Source organism: Pseudomonas extremorientalis, assembly GCF_024584605.1.
Taxonomy (GTDB): domain Bacteria; phylum Pseudomonadota; class Gammaproteobacteria; order Pseudomonadales; family Pseudomonadaceae; genus Aquipseudomonas; species Aquipseudomonas extremorientalis.
This window is the reverse complement of sequence record NZ_CP089519.1, coordinates 2,627,126-2,645,041: the sequence shown is the minus strand read 5'-3', so window position 1 is coordinate 2,645,041 and position 17,916 is coordinate 2,627,126. Positions and strand designations below refer to the sequence as shown.

At 61.7% G+C, this 17,916-nt stretch carries 3 protein-coding genes; 2 read left to right on the top strand and 1 reads right to left on the bottom strand.

Annotated features, from left to right (window positions below; genetic code table 11):
• Positions 1-31: 31 nt before the first annotated feature.
• Both LUU92_RS11890 and LUU92_RS11885 read left to right on the top strand, forming a co-directional pair.
• Positions 32-1,684, top strand: a complete 1,653-nt coding sequence (locus tag LUU92_RS11890; RefSeq protein ID WP_257103669.1) for a cyclic peptide export ABC transporter — start codon at positions 32-34, stop codon at positions 1,682-1,684.
• Positions 1,685-1,792: 108 nt separating this feature from the next.
• A complete protein-coding gene (locus LUU92_RS11885; protein WP_257103668.1) occupies positions 1,793-4,210 on the top strand; it encodes a TonB-dependent siderophore receptor in 2,418 nt (805 codons plus the stop codon).
• 138 nt (positions 4,211-4,348) lie between these two features.
• Here the strand turns inward: LUU92_RS11885 and LUU92_RS29350 are convergent, their stop codons facing one another.
• Positions 4,349-17,911 carry a non-ribosomal peptide synthase/polyketide synthase gene (locus tag LUU92_RS29350; protein WP_306459262.1) on the bottom strand — a complete coding sequence of 4,521 codons (13,563 nt, stop codon included), beginning with the start codon at positions 17,909-17,911 and terminating at the stop codon, positions 4,349-4,351.
• Positions 17,912-17,916: the final 5 nt, after the last annotated feature.

The window sequence follows — 17,916 nt, the reverse complement described above, 5'->3', positions numbered from 1 at the left end:
CCCCCTCTTTTTCATTTTCCGGGAAGTATTTATGACCGACCCCAAGCGCGGCGCCTTCAAAGGTTTGCTCGCATTGCTCAGGCCCTTTCGCACCATCGTGACCGTCTCCGTCGCCCTGGGCATGGCCGGCGGCCTGGCCATCACGTTGTTGCTGGCGACGATCAATAACGCGCTGCATTCGTCCACCGGGATGACGCAGGGGGTGATTCTGACGTTTGCGGCGTTGTGTGTGCTGGCACTGACCAGTTCGATCGTCTCCGATATCGGCACCAACTACGTGGGCCAGCGGATCATCGCCGCCCTGCGCAAGGACCTCGGCGAGAAGGTGCTGTCGGCGCCCATCGAGCAGATCGAACAATTTCGCTCTCACCGCCTGATCCCGGTGCTGACCCATGACGTCGACACCATCAGCGACTTTTCCTTTGCGTTCACGCCGCTGGCCATCGCGACTACCGTGACCCTGGGTTGCCTTGGCTACCTGGCCTACCTGTCGGTGCCGATGTTCCTGATGATGATCGTCGCCATCGTGATTGGCAGCAGCGTGCAATTCATCGCCGGGCACAAGGGTATCCGTGGCTTCGACGAAGCCCGCGACCAGGAAGACGAGCTGCAACGCTACTACTCCGCGATTGCCTCGGGCGCCAAGGAACTGCGCATCCACCGCCCACGTCGCTACCGCATGAACACCCACCGCATCCAGGAAACCGCCGACCGCATCAGCGATATCCAGGTGCGCTCGGTGAACATCTATATCGTCGCCAAGACCTTCGGCTCGATGTTGTTCTTCGTGGTCATCGGCCTGGCCCTGGCGATGCAGGCCTACAACCCCAACCCGGACCCCGCGGTGATCACCGGCTTCGTGCTGGTGTTGCTGTACATGAAAGGCCCGCTGGAGCATGTGGTGGGCTACTTGCCGATCATCGGCAAGGCGCGGATTGCCTTTGCGCGCATCACCGAGCTGTCCGACCGCTTCTCGTCACCCGAGCCGCACTTGCTCATGGATGGCAGCGAAGCCCCCACGCCGGTGGTCAACAGCCTGGAATTGCGCGGCGTGACCTACAGCCCGCCGCCGGTGGAAGGCAGCCAGCCGTTCCACCTGGGGCCGATCAACCTGAGCATCCAGCAAGGCGAAATCGTATTTATCGTGGGCGAGAACGGCTGCGGCAAGACCACCCTGATCAAGCTGTTGCTCGGTTTGTATCAACCCCACGCCGGCGAAATCCGCCTCAACGGCGAAACCGTGACCGACCCGGCGCGCGACGACTACCGCCAGCTGTTCACCACGGTATTCGCCGACTACTACCTGTTCGATGACCTGGTACAGGGCAGTGCCACACAATCCCTGGACAGCGCCGCCAAGTACCTGGAACGCCTGGAAATCGCGCACAAGGTCAGCGTCAAGGACGGCGTGTTCAGTACCACCGACCTCTCCACCGGGCAGCGCAAGCGCCTGGCGCTGGTGAATGCCTGGCTGGAAGAGCGCCCGGTACTGGTGTTCGACGAATGGGCCGCCGACCAGGACCCGGCCTTCCGCCGCATCTTCTACACCGAGCTGCTGCCGGACCTCAAGCGCCTGGGCAAGACGATCATCGTGATCAGTCATGACGACCGCTATTTCGATATTGCCGACCAGTTGGTGCGCCTGAGTGCAGGCCAGGTCGTTTACGAAATGGAACCGGCGTGAATTTCTTTTCCGGTTTTCGCAGGTAGGGACGTCTCACTAGTGGTAATGAGAATTGACCTCAATAAACACCTATAACTGCCCACCTAAAACATAGAAGAGAACGCATTCATGTCAGTACGACTCGGTCTCAGCCCCCTGAGCAAAGCGCTATCGATGCGCAGGGCCTTGAACGTCAACCTCAAGCCGTGTGCCCTGGCCCTGGCGGTCTCGCTGCCGCTGTCGGGCTATGTACAGGCACAGGAGATCGAGATCGACATTCCTGCCCAGCCGCTGGGGACGGCGCTGCAGGAGTTCGGCCGCCAGACTAACCTGCAAGTGCTGTACAGCCCGACGGATGTGCAGGGCAAGAACAGCACGGCGGTCAAGGGTACGCAGGAGCCCGGCAAGGCCATCGCCACCCTGCTCAAGGGCACCGGCGTCAGTTACGGCCTGCAAGGCAATGCAGTTACCATCAGCGCGATCGCGTCTTCAGGGCTGGAACTGGGGACCACACAGGTCACCGCCAACCAACTGGGCACCGTGACGGAAGGTACCGGCTCGTATACGCCGGGGACTATCGCCACGGCGACGCGCCTGGTGCTGACGCCACGGGAAACGCCGCAGTCTATTTCGGTGGTGACGCGTCAGGTGATGGATGATTTCGGACTTGACGCCATTGATGACGTGATGCGCCATACCCCGGGCATCACCGTGTCGACGTATGACACCGAGCGTACTAACTACTATTCCCGTGGCTTCTCTATCGTCAACTTCCAATACGACGGTATTCCGACCCTGCGTGATGCCCAATATTCGGCCGGCCAGACCCTCACCGACATGGCGATCTACGACCGCGTCGAGGTGCTCAAGGGTGCCACCGGCCTGCTCACCGGCGCTGGCGGTCCGGGCGGCACCATCAACCTGATCCGCAAAAAGCCGACTTCCGAGTTCAAGAGCAGCATCGAGCTGGGCGCCGGCTCCTGGGATAACTACCGCTCCCAGGTCGATGTCAGCGGGCCCCTGACCGAAACCGGCAATGTGCGTGGCCGTGCCGTTGCGGCCTATCAGGACAAACACTCGTTCCTCGACCACTACTCGCGCAAGACCGGAGTGCTTTACGGCATCCTCGAATTCGACCTGGACGAAAACACCCTGCTGACCGTTGGCGCCGACTATCAGGACAGTGACCCGAAAGGCTCAAGCTGGACTGGCACACGCACCATCTTTGATGCCACCGGCAAAAAGCTGGACCTGCCGCGTTCGTTTAACAACGGCCCCAAATGGGGCTCCTGGGAACAGTACAGTCGCACCGCATTCGCAACCCTGGAGCATACGTTTGACAGTGGCTGGGTCACCAAAGGCCAGTACAACCACCAGATCAACGGCTACAACGCGCCCCTGGGCTACATTTCCCAGGACTCCGCCACGGCCAGTTCCATTTACGCGCGCAAGTACGTCGGCGATACCACCAGCGACAGCCTCGATGTGTACGCCTCGGGGCCCTTCGAACTGTTCGGCCGCGAACACGAACTGGTGATTGGCCAGTCCCTGTCCATCTCCAAATGGAAAGCCAAGGACTACACCGCGACCACCTACTTCAACAACTCCTATGACTTCTACAACTGGCACGGCCAGGCCATTGAGCCCCTGTGGACTGCCACCAAGATCAATGACGAAACCACCCGCCAGACCGGTACCTATGTGACTGGCCGCTTCAGCCTGACGGATGAGCTGCACCTGTTGCTCGGCTCGCGTGTCGCCAACTACCAGGTCACCGGTACCAGCGACACCCAGGAAAGCGGCAAGGTGGTGCCCTACGCTGGCCTGACATATGACCTGAACGACAATTTCACCGCATATGCCAGCTACACCGAAATCTTCCAGCCACAAACCCAGTACCGTACGCGCACCCGCACGATGCTCGATCCCAATGAAGGCAAGAACTATGAGTTGGGCCTCAAGGGTGAATTCTTCGATGGCCGCCTGAACTCCAGCCTCGCCTACTTCGAAGTGCACGAAGAGAACCGCCCGCTCGCCGATACGGCCTGGAACTCCCAGCCAGGCGTCGACTTCTCCTACATCGGTACCAAGACCAAGACCAAGGGCTACGAAGCGGAAATATCCGGCGAGCTCGCCCGAGGTTGGCAGCTGCAAGCGGGCTACACCCACAAGATTGCCCGTGATGACGATGGCAAGAAGGTTGCCACTTGGGAACCGGAAGACCAGGTCAGCTTCTATACCACCTACAAACTGCAGGGCAACCTGGACAAGCTCACCGTCGGTGGCGGTGCACGCTGGCAGAGCGCCGGCTGGCAGACCGTTAACAACTGGGGTTACCCTGGTGGCGGCCGCTCCGAGAAGTTCACCCAGGCCCCATACTGGCTGGTTGACTTGATGACCCGTTACCAGGTGACCGAAAACCTCTCGGCCACCCTCAACGTCAACAACCTGTTCGACAAGCACTATTACACCAACATCGGTTTCTATGACTCGGCCTACCCTGGCGACCCACGTAACGTCATGGTCACCACACGCTGGGACTTCTAAGCGCGCAAACCGTAGCCCCTGGTCACCCTGTGACCAGGGGCTTTTTTACGCCTATCGCTGACAATCCGCGATGAAGGCCGCCAACAGCAAAACGCCCCTGACCACCACTGGTCAGGGGCGTCTTTTTAGCGCAACCGCTTACTCCATTGCCGCGACAAAACTGCTGATGAACTCCGCGTTGTCCACGATCCGGTGGTGGGTTGTATCAATCACCACCGAGCGCTGGATGCCTGCCTGGCCAATCACCTCACGCATGCCGGTTTCAATCAGTGCCTGGTGAATCCCGCCCTCACTCAAGGCAGCCCACCAGCAATGCACCGGAGCCTTGATCGCACGGTAATCGGTGTCTTGCAGGCGCTCGTCCAGCACCTGCTTGATCGCCCAGGAACGTTCGGTTTCGCCACCGGTTTGCAACTCATCCGTGAGTACGCGGAAGCTGTCGCCCAGGTTCAATTCAGCCCACTCGGATACACGTCGCCACTGCTTATCCTGCTCGCCAGGAGCCGCCTGCCACACGTTCTGGATCTGCTCGGCATAGGCCGGGAACATCACCGCCAACAATTCCACGCGGCGTTCGGCAGCACAAATCTCTCGCTCGTCCACCAACCCACCCTCTTCCCAGAATGCGGTAAAGCGTGCAGGCGGCGGCGCATCGATCCAGCCCAGCGACTCCACGGTTCGGCCAGCCTGTTCCAGACGGTACGCCACCTCCATCGCCAGGTTGCCACCCAGTGACCAGCCGCCCAGGCGGAAGGCGCCGTGGGGCTGGGCCAGCAACAACTGGTGGGTGTAGTCCTCGACTATCTGCGCCCAGCTCGGCACCTCGACACCCTCTTCCACCAGGGCCCGGCAAACCACCCCAAACACCGGGCGCTGCTCACGCAAGGCCAGGGCGATGGCCTTGTAACAATGCACCGAACCAAAGCTTGGGTGGAACAGGTACAGCGGCGTGCCCTGGGTCTGGCTGTTGAGCCTGACGATCAACGAGCTACCGACATCCCCCTCGATACAGCGCGCCTGGCCCGCAACCGTCGGGTGCAGCATCAGTTGATTGACGGCGAGCATCGCACCGCAGGCCTTGTGGATGCGGTCCTTGAGCAGCAACACCAGCAACGAATGGCCACCCAGTTCGAAGAAGTTGTCGTGCAACCCCACCCGCTCGACTTCCAGCACCTGCGCCCACACCGCTGCAAGCTGCTGTTCCAGTCCGGTCTGTGGTGCAACGTAATCGCGACCGATCGCTTGCGGTTTGGGCAGAGCCTTGCGGTCCAGCTTGCCGTTGGGACTCAGGGGCATCAGTTCCAGCAGCACCCATTGCGCCGGGACCATGTAGTCCGGCAGATGGCTGGTCAGATGGGCGCTCAACTGATCACGCCAATCGTCGCCGGCCTGTTGCAGGACCAGGTAACCCACCAAGTGCTTGCCATCGACTACCTGTACGGTGGCCTCACGCACAATCGGGTGCTCGAGCAGGCGAGCTTCGATTTCTCCCAGTTCGATACGCAAACCACGCAGTTTGACCTGATGATCGAGACGACCAAGGTATTCAATGACACCGTTTGCACGCTGACGCACACGGTCGCCGGTGCGATACAGGCGCGCGCCGCTGTGGAACGGGCAAGGCACGAACCGTTCGGCGGTCAGCGCCGCGCGGCGGTGGTAACTGCGGGCCAGGCCCGCGCCGCCGAGGTACAACTCCCCGGCAACTCCGACCGGCACAGGTGCCAGGTCGGCGTCGAGCACATGGGAGCGCAGGTTGGCGATGGGCTCACCGATCGGTACCGTGTCACGGCCTTCGTCGCGGCAGGTCCAGTGGGTCACGTCGATGGCGGCTTCGGTCGGGCCATACAGGTTGTACAGGCCGGCTTGCGGCAGTTTAGCGAAAACTTGCTGTTGAGCATCCGCCGGCAACGCCTCGCCGCTGCACACAATACGCCGCAGGCTATGACAGCTGGCAACCGCGGAGTCTTGGAGAAATGCCTGTAACATCGAGGGCACAAAGTGCAATGTGGTAATGCGCTCGGCATTGATCAGCGCGACAAGCTTTTGCGGATCGCGGTGGTCGCCAGGCGCAGCGACCACAAGACGCGAGCCGGTCATCAGAGGCCAGAAGAACTCCCACACCGACACGTCAAAACTGAACGGCGTTTTTTGCAGCACGCTGTCGCGCGCATCCAGGCCATAAGCCTCCTGCATCCAGCACAGCCGATTGGTCAGCGCCGAATGACGGTTGCCGGCGCCTTTGGGCTGGCCGGTGGAACCGGAGGTGTAGATCACATAGGCGAGGTTTTCGCCGTGCAACACGATACCTGGGTTCTCTTCGCTGTAGCATTCGAACACCGATCCACCCAGGACCAGGGTTTCCAGTTCCTGTGGAATCGGCAACTGCTCCAGCAAATGCGCCTGGGTCAGCAACAGTTTCACACCGCTGTCCTGCAGCATATAAGCCAGCCGCTCACGCGGGTATTCAGGGTCCAGCGGCACATAAGCACCGCCAGCCTTGAATACCGCCAACAGGCCGATGACCATTTCGATGGAGCGCTCAACCGCCAGCCCCACCAACACATCCGGGCCCACACCGGCCTCCATCAAGCGATAGGCGAGTCGGTTGGCGCGCAGGTTCAATTCGATGTAGCTCAGGCACTGCTGACCAAACACCAGGGCCGGCGCATCCGGTGTGCGGGCGACCTGTTCTTCAATCAGTTGATGCACGCAGCGTTGCAACGGGTACTCCCGTGCAGTGGCATTCCAGCCGTGGATCGCCGCTTGCTGTTCGTGGGCATCCAGCAGCGGCAGCTGGCCGATACGTTGCTGGACGTCGCGGGTCATGCCGTCCAGCAGATTCAGCCAATGAGTCGCCATGCGCGCCAGGGTGGCCGGCTCGAACAGGTCTGTAGCGTAAGTCAGCGAAGCGGCAAGCCCCTCGGCTGACTCGTGGGTGTTGAGGCTCAGGTCAAACTGAGCAGTATGACTGTCCCACTCGAGGCCACTGACGTGCAGGCCGGGTAACTGCTCACCTTCGTCGCGGCCACTGGCTTGTGTCTGATGATTGAACAGCACCTGGAACAACGGGTTGAAACTCAGGTTGCGCTCAGGTTGCAAGGCTTCCACCAACTGCTCGAAGGGCAAGTCCTGATGGGCCTGGGCGTCCAGCGCACGCTGTTTGACCTGGGCGAGCAACTGAGCAACCGTCTGTTGACCATCGATATCGGCCTTGAGCACCTGGGTGTTAACGAAAAAGCCGATCAGCCGTTCGGTTTCCACGCGATTGCGATTGGCCACGGGCACACCCACGCGGATGTCGGATTGACCGCTATAGCGATGCAACAGGGTCTGGAACGACGCCAGCAGCAACATGAACAGGGTCACATCCTCGCGCTGGGCCAGCGCGCGCAGCGCCGTCACCAGGGTGGGTGGCACCTGGATGTCCAGGCTCGCGCCGCGATGGCTTTGCTGGCTCGGGCGGGCGTGATCCAGCGGCAGCTCCAATACCGGTTGCTCACCGCCCAGCAGGTCGCGCCAGTACTCCAGTTGGCGGGCCTTCTCGCCCGCCTCCATCCATTGGCGCTGCCATACAGCATAGTCAGCGTACTGGATCGACAACACCGGCAATTGCGGCACCTGGCCCAGACTGAAAGCGGCGTACAACTGCACCAGCTCATCGACCATGACCTGCATCGACCAGCCATCGGAGACAATGTGATGCTGCACCAGCACCAGTACATGATCGTTCTCGGCCACGCGCAGCAGGCTCGCGCGCATCAGCGGTCCCTGGGTCAGGTCGAAAGGCCGGGCGATCTGTGCCTCCACCTCGGTACGGATCGCCGATGCGTCGATATCGACCCGCGCGACCTCGATACTGGCCTGCGCGGCAATCACCTGCACGGCACGCTCACCGTCCTGGCGCAGGCAGGTGCGCAGGCTCTCGTGACGCGCTGCCAGGGTGTCGAAACTGCGCTGCAATGCCGACAGATCAAGACGCCCTTTCAGGCGCAAGGCACTCGGCACATGATAGGCAGCACTGTGCGGGTCCAGTTGCCAGAGGAACCATTGGCGCTCCTGGGCATAGGACAGCGGCAAGGGTTGACCGCGCTCAACCATAACCAGCGCGGGCGCCAGTGGCACGCCACTGGCAGTCGAAAGCGCGGCGACAAACCCTTGCAGGCGCGGTTGTTCGAACAGGCTTCGCAGCGCGACCTCGCGGCCTAACAGGTTGCGCAGGCGTGAGATGACCTGCATCGCCAGCAATGAATGGCCGCCCATCTCAAAGAAGTGATCGGTCAATCCAACCCGCTCGGCACCCAGGATATCGGCCCATATCGCCGCAACCTGTCGCTCCAGCCCGGTCACAGGGGCAACCCAGGCCTGCTGCGACTGGCTGGCGTCGGGTTTTGGCAACGCGTGGCGATCCAGCTTGCCGTTGGGGTTCAGCGGCATGCGTTCGAGGAAGACCAGATGCGCAGGCACCATGTAATCCGGCAGTTGTTCGCGCAGGGTATTTTTGAGGGTCTCACCGTCTTGCTGCTCGGCGACCACATAGGCGATCAGTTGATTATCGGCGGCCAACACCAGTGTTTCACGTACGCCGTCCTGGGCCTGGAGCAGCGCTTCGATTTCCCCCAGTTCGATGCGGAAACCACGAATCTTCACTTGATGGTCAACGCGGCCGACGTACTCGATCACGCCGTCCGCTCGGTAACGTGCCAGGTCGCCGGTGCGGTACAGGCGCTCGCCGGTTTCACCGAACGGATCCGGCACGAAACGCTCGGCGGTGAGCAGCGCACGGTTCAGGTAAGCGCGCGCCAGGCCGCAGTGGCTGCCGATATACAACTCGCCCACCGCGCCCAACGGCGCCAGGTTCAAATCGCGGTCCAGCACATATAACGCACGGCCCGGCAGCGAGCGGCCAATCGGGCTGGCAGTGGCGCCGATGGTGTCAGTACCGGACGTGCAATCGAGAACGCTCGATACCACTGTGGCTTCGGTCGGGCCGTACGTATTGAGCAGGCGCACATGGCCCAGACCGGCTTTCAGCCACTGAGCCGGGCCGTCCAGCGACATGGCTTCGCCGCCAATGTGGATCTGGCGCAGCGCACCATAAGAGCGTGGCCCCGCCGCCAGGCAATCGAGCAAAAACAGGTTCCAGTACGCAGTCGGCAAATCGGCCAAGGTGATGCCTTGAGCGATGATTTCTTCGTACAGGCGGGCGCTATCCCATAGCTCGGGACCACGCAGAATCACAGTCGCGCCGTGGGTCAGCGCCGGGTACAACTGTTCGACGAAACCGTCGAAGTTCAGGGTAGCGAATTGCAGGACGCGATCATCCTGAGTCAGCCGAGAATAACCCGCCGCAATGCTGGAGAACTCGACCAGCGCCGCATGGTTGATCGCCACACCTTTGGGCTTGCCGGTGGAACCGGAGGTGTAGATCACATAGGCAAGGTTTTGCGGGTCGACCATTACCTGCGGGTTGGTCTCGGGATAGGGAGTCAGGTCCGAATCCGACAGGTCCAGCGTCGCTACACCTTCGGGCAGCGGCATGTCTATATGCGATTGGGTCAGCACCAGCCGCACGCCGCTGTCTTGGAGCATATGCAATAGGCGCTCGCGTGGGTATTGCGGGTCCAGCGGCACATAGGCACCGCCGGCCTTGAGCACGGCCAACAGGCTGATCACCATTTCGAACGAGCGCTCCACCGCAACACCCACCAGCACTTCCGGGCTGACACCTCGGGCAATCAGCGCATGGGCCAAACGGTTGGCCTGTCGATTCAACTCGGCATAACGGATGGACTGCCCACCCAGGCACAATGCCACCGCATCCGGGCGCCGTTGCGCCTGATGCTCGAACAAGTGCTGCACACCCTGCTCAATCCCACATGCCGCGGCGGCGCTGTTCCATTCCTGCAGCAAGTGCAGCTGCTCCTGCCGATCGAGCAGCACCAGCTCGCTGATCGGCTTCACGGCATCTTGCGCCACCCCTTTCAGCAGGTTCTGCCAATGCTGTGCCAGACGCACAATGGTGGCGGTTTCAAACAGATCGGTGGCATAGGTCAGTGACGCCCAAAGACCGTCACTCGACTCCTGGGTATCCAGGCTCAAGTCGAAATGTGCGGTGTGGCTATCCCACGCCAGCCCTTCCACCCGCAGGCCGGGCAGTTGCTCGCCACGCGGTACACGTGCCTCTGACTGGTGGTTGAACATCACCTGGAACAGCGGGTTGTGGCTCAGGCTGCGTTCCGGCTGCAGCGCCCCCACCAGTTGCTCGAACGGCAAGTCCTGATGCGCCTGGGCATCGAGGGCACGACGCTTGACCTGCTGTAACAGCTGGGCAAAGGTCATTTGCCCGTCGATATCAGCCTTGAGTACCTGGGTGTTAACGAAGAAACCTATCAAGCGTTCGGTTTCTACGCGGTTGCGGTTGGCGATCGGCACACCGACGCGAATATCCGATTGGCCACTGTAGCGATGCAACAAGGTCTGGAACGAGGCCAGCAACAGCATGAACAACGTCACACCTTCCCGCTGAGCCAGGGCCTTGAGGCCCGCAACCACACCGCTATCCAGACCGATTTCCAACAAGGCACCCCGGTAGCTCTGCACCGCCGGGCGCGGATGATCCAGCGGCAACTCCAGCACGGGCTGCTCACCGCCCAACAGTTCACGCCAGTAGTTCAACTGGCGCTGCTGCTCGCCAGCGTCCATCCAGCCACGCTGCCAGGCCGCGTAATCGGCGTATTGCAACGCCATCACCGGCAGTTGCACCGACGCGCCCTGGCTGAACCCGGCGTAGAGTTGCACCAGTTCATCGACCATGACCTGCATCGACCAGCCATCGGACACGATATGGTGCTGGACCAGTATCAGCACATGTTCCTGCTCATTCAGTTGCAGCAACGTCACGCGCAGTAACGGGCCCTGGCGCAGGTCGAAAGGCTGGGCGATTTCTGTTTCGACCCGCGCCTGCACCTGTTGTGCAGACGCACCGTCCAACCGGTCGAAATCCAGCGGCAATGTGGCGGTTGGCAGGATGTGTTGCAGCGTGTGCTCACCGTCGGTGACAAACACAGTGCGCAAGGCTTCATGACGCGCGACCAAGACATCAAAACTGCGCTGCAGGGCTGGGCGATCCAGTTGCCCGCTCAAGCGCAACGCGTTGGGCACATGGTAGGCCGCGCTTTCAGGCTCCAATTGCCAGAGGAACCACTGACGCTCCTGAGCATAGGACAACGCCAGCGGTAGGTCGCGAGAGACCGCCACCATCGGCGGTGCCAGCGAGGTGGTATCCAGCGCTTGCAACGCCAGCACAAAACCTTCCAACTGCGGCTGTTCGAACAGGGTACGCAGGGCGACTTCACGCGCCAGTAACTGACGCAGGCGAGAAATGACCTGCATGGCCAGCAATGAATGCCCACCCAGTTCAAAGAAGTGATCGGTAAGGCCGATCCGCTCGGCACCGAGAATGTCGGCCCAGATAGCCGCCACCTGCTGCTGCAAGGGGGTAATCGGCTCGACGAATACTCCTTGAGATTGGGTGACGTCCGGCTGCGGCAAGCCTTTTCGGTCGAGCTTGCCGTTGGGGGTCAGCGGCATCTGCGCGAGGAGCATGAAGTGCGCCGGGACCATGTAGTCCGGCAGACGGGTCTTCAGTGCACGACGCAGTGTTTCACGGAACTCGACCTGATCAATCAGGGCCGGATCTGCGGGTACGACATACGCCACCAGTTGCTTGCCCGTCAGCCCTTCCTGGGCGACCACCACCGTTTCGCCAACGCTGTCCTGCTCACGCAGCCGCGCTTCGATTTCGCCCAGCTCGATACGGAAGCCTCGGATTTTCACCTGATGATCGACACGCCCCAGGTAGTCCACCACACCATCCGGGCGGCCACGGGTCAGGTCACCACTGCGATACACACGGCTGCCGGGCTTGCCGAACGGGTCCGGCACAAAGCGTTCGGCAGTCAGCGCCGGGCGCTCCAGATACCCACGGGCCACGCCCTCCCCGCCCAGATACAGCTCACCGGCCACACCGATGGGTTGCAGGTTGAGTTGCGCATCCAGCACATAGCCGCTGCGATTACCCAACAGTGTGCCGATGGGGGCGTAGACCGCGCCGCATGGATCGCCCTTGCGGGCTTTCCACAGCAGTGGCGTGACCACGGTTTCGGTCGGGCCGTAGCCGTTGAACAGATAGGTCGGCTTGAGTGCGCGCCAGGCCAGGTCGTAGCTGGCTTGCGCTACTGCATCACCGCCGAAGCAATACACCCGCACCTTCGGCGGGTTGCCGTCACGCTCGGCATGCTCGGCCAACTGTTGCAGGTACACCGGCGGGAACACCGCCATGGTCACGTTGTGGCGATGCATTTGCTGGTAGGTGTATTCCGGCAGCCACAGGCTGTCATCGCGGATCAACACACTCGCGCCGTTGATCAGCGGGTGCATCCAGCCTTCATGGGAGCCGTCGAAGGCGAACGACATGAAGTGCAGTTCGCAGTCGGCGGGCGAGGTTTCATAACGCTCGCCGGTGGCGATGATATGGGCTACCAGTGGACCGTGAGATACCGCCACGCCCTTGGGCATGCCGGTGGAGCCGGAGGTGTAGATCACGTAGGCCAGGTTGTCGCCGTCCAGCTTCACTTGAGGGTCAGTGTCGCTGAACCCTGCCCACTCCTCGGTGCGATCAATCGCCAGGCTGTCCAGGCCATCTGGAATCGGTAGTTGCTGCAAGGCACTGCTGTGGGTCAGCAGCAACCGGGCACGGCTGTCCTGCATCATGTACAGCAGACGATCACGCGGGTATTCGATATCCAGCGGCACGTAGACGCCACCGGCCTTCATCACTGCGAGGAACGCCACCATGATCTCGGCGCTGCGCGGCATGGCAATCGCGACGCGCACTTCGGGGCCGACACCACGGGCGATCAACGCATGGGCCAGGCGGTTGGCCTGGCGATTCAATTCACCGTAACTCAGGGTTTGTGCGTCGAATTTGACCGCCACTGCATGGGGGGTTTCAGCCGCGCGGTCGGCGAACAACTGATGGACCAGGCGGGTGGCCGGGAAACCAGAATCGGTGCGGCCCCATAGCTTGAGGATGTGTTGCTGCTCGTCATTGTCGAGCAGGTTCAACTGCGCGACGGTTTGCTGTTGATCGGCAACCATTGCCTGCAAGAGGTTCTGCCAGTGCCGCGCCATGCGCTCGATGGTGGATGCCTCGAACAGATCGGTGGCGTACCCCAGCGAGGCCCATAGGCCGCCCGGACTCTCCTGGACATCCAGGTCGAGGTCGAAATGGGCGGTCCGCCGGTCCCACGTCAAGCCTTCGATGTGCAAATGCGCCAAACCCTGTGGCTCATCCCCTGGGCGCCCTTCGGCCTGGTGGTTGAACATCACCTGGAACAGCGGGTTGAGGCTCAAGCTACGCTCCGGCTGCAAGGCCTCCACCAGTTGCTCGAACGGCAGGTCTTGATGGGCCTGGGCATCCAGTGCACGTTGCTTGACCTGGGCCAGCAACTCGGCAACGGTCGTCTGCGCATCGATGTCCGCCTTGAGCACCTGGGTGTTGACGAAAAAGCCGATCAGGCGTTCGGTTTCCACGCGGTTGCGGTTGGCGACCGGTACGCCAACACGAATATCCTGTTGGCCGCTGTAGCGGTGCAACAAGGTCTGGAACGAAGCCAGCAGCAGCATGAACAGCGTCACACCTTGACGCTGGGCCAAGGCCTTGAGATCGGCGGCGAGCGCCGTAGACAGCGGTACATCCAGGCGCGCGCCGCGATGGCTTTGCTGCGCTGGGCGCTGATGATCGAACGGCAATTCCAGCACCGGCTGCTCCCCGCCGAGCAGTCCACGCCAGTAGTCGAGTTGGCGCGCCTTCTCCCCGGCCTCCATCCACTGGCGTTGCCACACGGCATAGTCGGCGTACTGGATCGGCATGCCCGGCAGGTCCGGTGATTGGCCTTGGCTGAACGCGGCATACGACTGCATCAACTCGTCGACCATCACCTGCATCGACCAGCCATCGGAGACAATGTGATGCTGTACGAGCACCAGTACATGGTCCTCTTGCGCCAAGCGCAGAAGACTCACACGCAGCAATGGCCCTTCCTGCAAATCAAAGGGGCGGGCGATTTCAGCTTCGATCTGTGCCTGCAAATCAGCCTCGTGGACTTCATCCAGCCTGATCGGCAAGACGATGGCAGGCCGAATCACTTGCCTCGCACCGTCCGATTGCACCTGCACACAGGTGCGCAGGCTTTCATGGCGTGCTACCAGGGCGTCGAAGCTGCGTTGCAGCGCCGGGACATCCAACTCCCCCTTGAGTCGCAGGGCGCTGGGAATATGGTACGCGGCGCTGCCGGGGTCCAGTTGCCAGAGGAACCACTGGCGCTCCTGGGCGTAAGACAACGGCAGCGGGTGTTCGCGGCCGACCGCGAGCAGTGGCGGTGCCGGCTCACCCTCTGGCTCACCCAGGGCTTGCAAGGCACTGGCAAAACCCTCCAGTCGAGGTTGCTCGAAGACCAGTTTCAGCGGTACTTCACGTCCCAACACATGGCGCAGACGCGACACCACCTGCATGGCCAGCAACGAATGGCCGCCCATTTCAAAGAAGTGATCGGTCAACCCAACTCGCTCGGCGCCGAGGATATCAGCCCACACACCAGCGACCTGCTGCTCAAGTTCAGTCACCGGCGCGACCCACACCTGCTGCGCTTGGCTGGCATCCGGCTTGGGCAATGCGTGACGATCCAGCTTGCCATTCGGATTCAGCGGCATGCGGTCAAGGAAGATCAGGTGCGCGGGCACCATGTAGTCCGGCAGTTGTTCACGCAGGATCGACTTAAGCGCTTCGGCGTCGTGGGGCTCGGCGACCAGATAGGCGACAAGCTGGTTGTCAGCCGCCAACACCAGGGTTTCACGTACACCCGCCTGGGCCAGCAACAGTGCTTCGATTTCCCCCAACTCGATGCGGAAACCGCGAATCTTCACTTGATGGTCAACACGGCCGACGTACTCGATCACACCGTCCGCGCGGTAGCGCGCCAGATCGCCAGTGCGGTACAGGCGCTCGCCGGCTTCACCGAATGGGTCCGGCACAAAACGCTCGGCGGTGAGCAGCGCACGGTTCAGGTAAGCACGCGCCAGGCCGCAGTGGCTGCCGATATACAACTCGCCCACAGCGCCCGGCGGCGCCAGGTTCAGATCGCGGTCCAGCACATATAACGCACGGCCCGGCAGCGAGCGGCCAATCGGGCTGGCAGTGGCGCCGATGGTGTCAGTACCGGACGTGCAATCCAGCAGGCTCGACACCACCGTGGCTTCGGTCGGGCCATACGTATTGAGCAGGCGCACATGGCCCAGACCGGCTTTCAGCCACTGAGCCGGGCCGTCCAGCGGCATGGCTTCGCCGCCGATATGGATCTGGCGCAGCGCACCATAAGAGCGCGGCCCCGCCGCCAGGCAGTCAAGCAAAAACAGGTTCCAGTAGGCGGTTGGCAAGTCAGCCAGGGTGATGCCCTGGGCGATGATTGCTTCGTACAGGCGGGCGCTGTCCCATAGCTCCGGGCCACGCAACACAACAGTGGCACCGTGGGTCAGCGCCGGGTACAACTGCTCGACGAAGCCATCGAAGTTCAAGGTGGCGAATTGCAGTACACGGTCCTCAGACGTCAAGCGCGAATAACCGGCTGCGATGCTCGAAAACTCGGTCAATGCCGCATGGCTGATCGCCACGCCCTTGGGCTTGCCGGTGGAGCCGGATGTGTAGATCACGTAGGCCAGGTTGTCTGGGGACACAGCCACCTGTGGATCATGCTCAGGGCACATCGCCAGGTGTGCGTCCGCCAGGTCCACCGTCGCCATGCCGTCGGGCAATGGCATCGCTACATGGGGCTGAGTCAGCACCAGGCGCACCCGGCTGTCCTCGAGCATGTGCAACAGGCGTTCGCGCGGGTATTGCGGGTCCAGCGGCACATAGGCACCACCGGCCTTGAGCACGGCCAACAGGCTGACCACCATGTCGAAAGAGCGCTCGACCGCAACGCCCACCAGCACTTCCGGTCCGACACCCCGGGCGATCAGAGCATGAGCCAGACGGTTGGCCTGGCGGTTCAGCTCGGCATAGCTGATGGACTGGTCGTCCAGGCACAGGGCAATCGCGTCAGGGCGTTGCCGCACCTGGACCTCAAACAGGCCCTGTACGCCCACATCGTTTTCAAACGCCGCCGCGCCGTGGTTCCAGTCTTGCAACAACCTGCGTTGCTCGTCATCGATCAGCATCGCGAGCTGTGCAATACGACTGCTTGCATGCCCCACCACCGCGCGCAGCAACTTTTGCCAATGCTCTGCCATACGCTGCACGGTCGCCGCCTCGAACAGATCGGTGGCATAGGTCAGCGAAGCATAAAGACCTTCGGGCGACTCCTGGGTATCCAGGCTCAGGTCGAACTGCGCACTCAGGCTGTCCCACTCCAGAGCCTCCACAGCCAGGCCGGGTAACTGCTGTTCGCCCTGCGCCCTGCGACCTTCGGTCTGGTGGTTGAACATCACTTGGAACAGCGGGTTATGGCTCAGGCTGCGCTCGGGCTGCAAGGCTTCCACCAACTGTTCGAAAGGCAGGTCCTGATGACTCTGAGCCTCCAGGGCACGTTGCTTGACCTGGGCCAGTAACTGGCAGAAGGTCATTTGCCCGTCGATATCGGCCTTGAGTACCTGGGTGTTAACGAAAAAGCCGATCAACCGCTCGGTTTCTGCCCGGTTGCGGTTGGCAATCGGCACGCCGACGCGGATATCCGACTGCCCGCTGTAGCGATACAGCAGGGTCTGGAACGACGCCAGCATCAACATGAACAGCGTGACACCTTCGCGCTGGGCCAACGCCTTGAGGGCGGTGACCAGTGCCGCATCCAGGCCAATGTCGAGTCGTGCGCCACGGTAGCTCTGTACGGCCGGGCGCGGGTGATCCAACGGCAATTCCAGCACCGGCTGCTCGCCGCCCAACTGCTCGCGCCAGTAACCCAGTTGGCGTTCTTTTTCGCCGGCTTCCATCCAGCTGCGTTGCCACAAGGCGTAGTCCGGGTATTGAATCGGCAAGTCCGGCAGATGCAAACTCTCTCCCTGGCTGTACGCGACGTACAACTGCACCAGCTCGTCGACCATGACCTGCATCGACCAGCCATCAGAGACAATATGGTGCAACACTAACACCAGCACATGATCATCCGGCGCCAATTGCAGCAGCTTGACCCGCAACAGCGGGCCATGTTGCAGATCGAAGGGCTTGGCGACTTCCGCCTGCACCAGCCGCTCAAGCTGCACGGCATCAGCGCTTTCAAACGTGATTTCAAGCGGCAACTCGGGCCTGACGACCTGCAGCACCTGGTCGACATCCTGCTGCAAATGAGTACGCAGGCTTTCGTGGCGGGCGATCAGACTGTCGAAGCTACGCTGCAAGGCCGTCCGGTCAAGGCAGCCTTTCAAACGCAAGGCGCGCGGCAGGTGGTAGGCCGGGCTCTGCGGCTCCAACTGCCACAAAAACCACTGCCGCTCCTGAGCATAAGAGAGCCGAAGAGGCTCACCTTCCTGGCGCTTGAAAACCGGGGCAATCTCAAACAGGTTGATGCCTTGCTGCTTGAGCATTACCGCCAATGCTTTCTTCTGTTGCGCCGAAAGTGACCCTACCGACTCGATTAATGCTTGCACGCCAC

Coding starts and splice junctions, on each gene's coding strand:
- LUU92_RS11890 (WP_257103669.1), top strand. CDS start 32: ATGACCGACCCCAAGCGCGGCGCCTTCAAAGGTTTGCTCGCATTGCTC.
- LUU92_RS11885 (WP_257103668.1), top strand. CDS start 1,793: ATGTCAGTACGACTCGGTCTCAGCCCCCTGAGCAAAGCGCTATCGATG.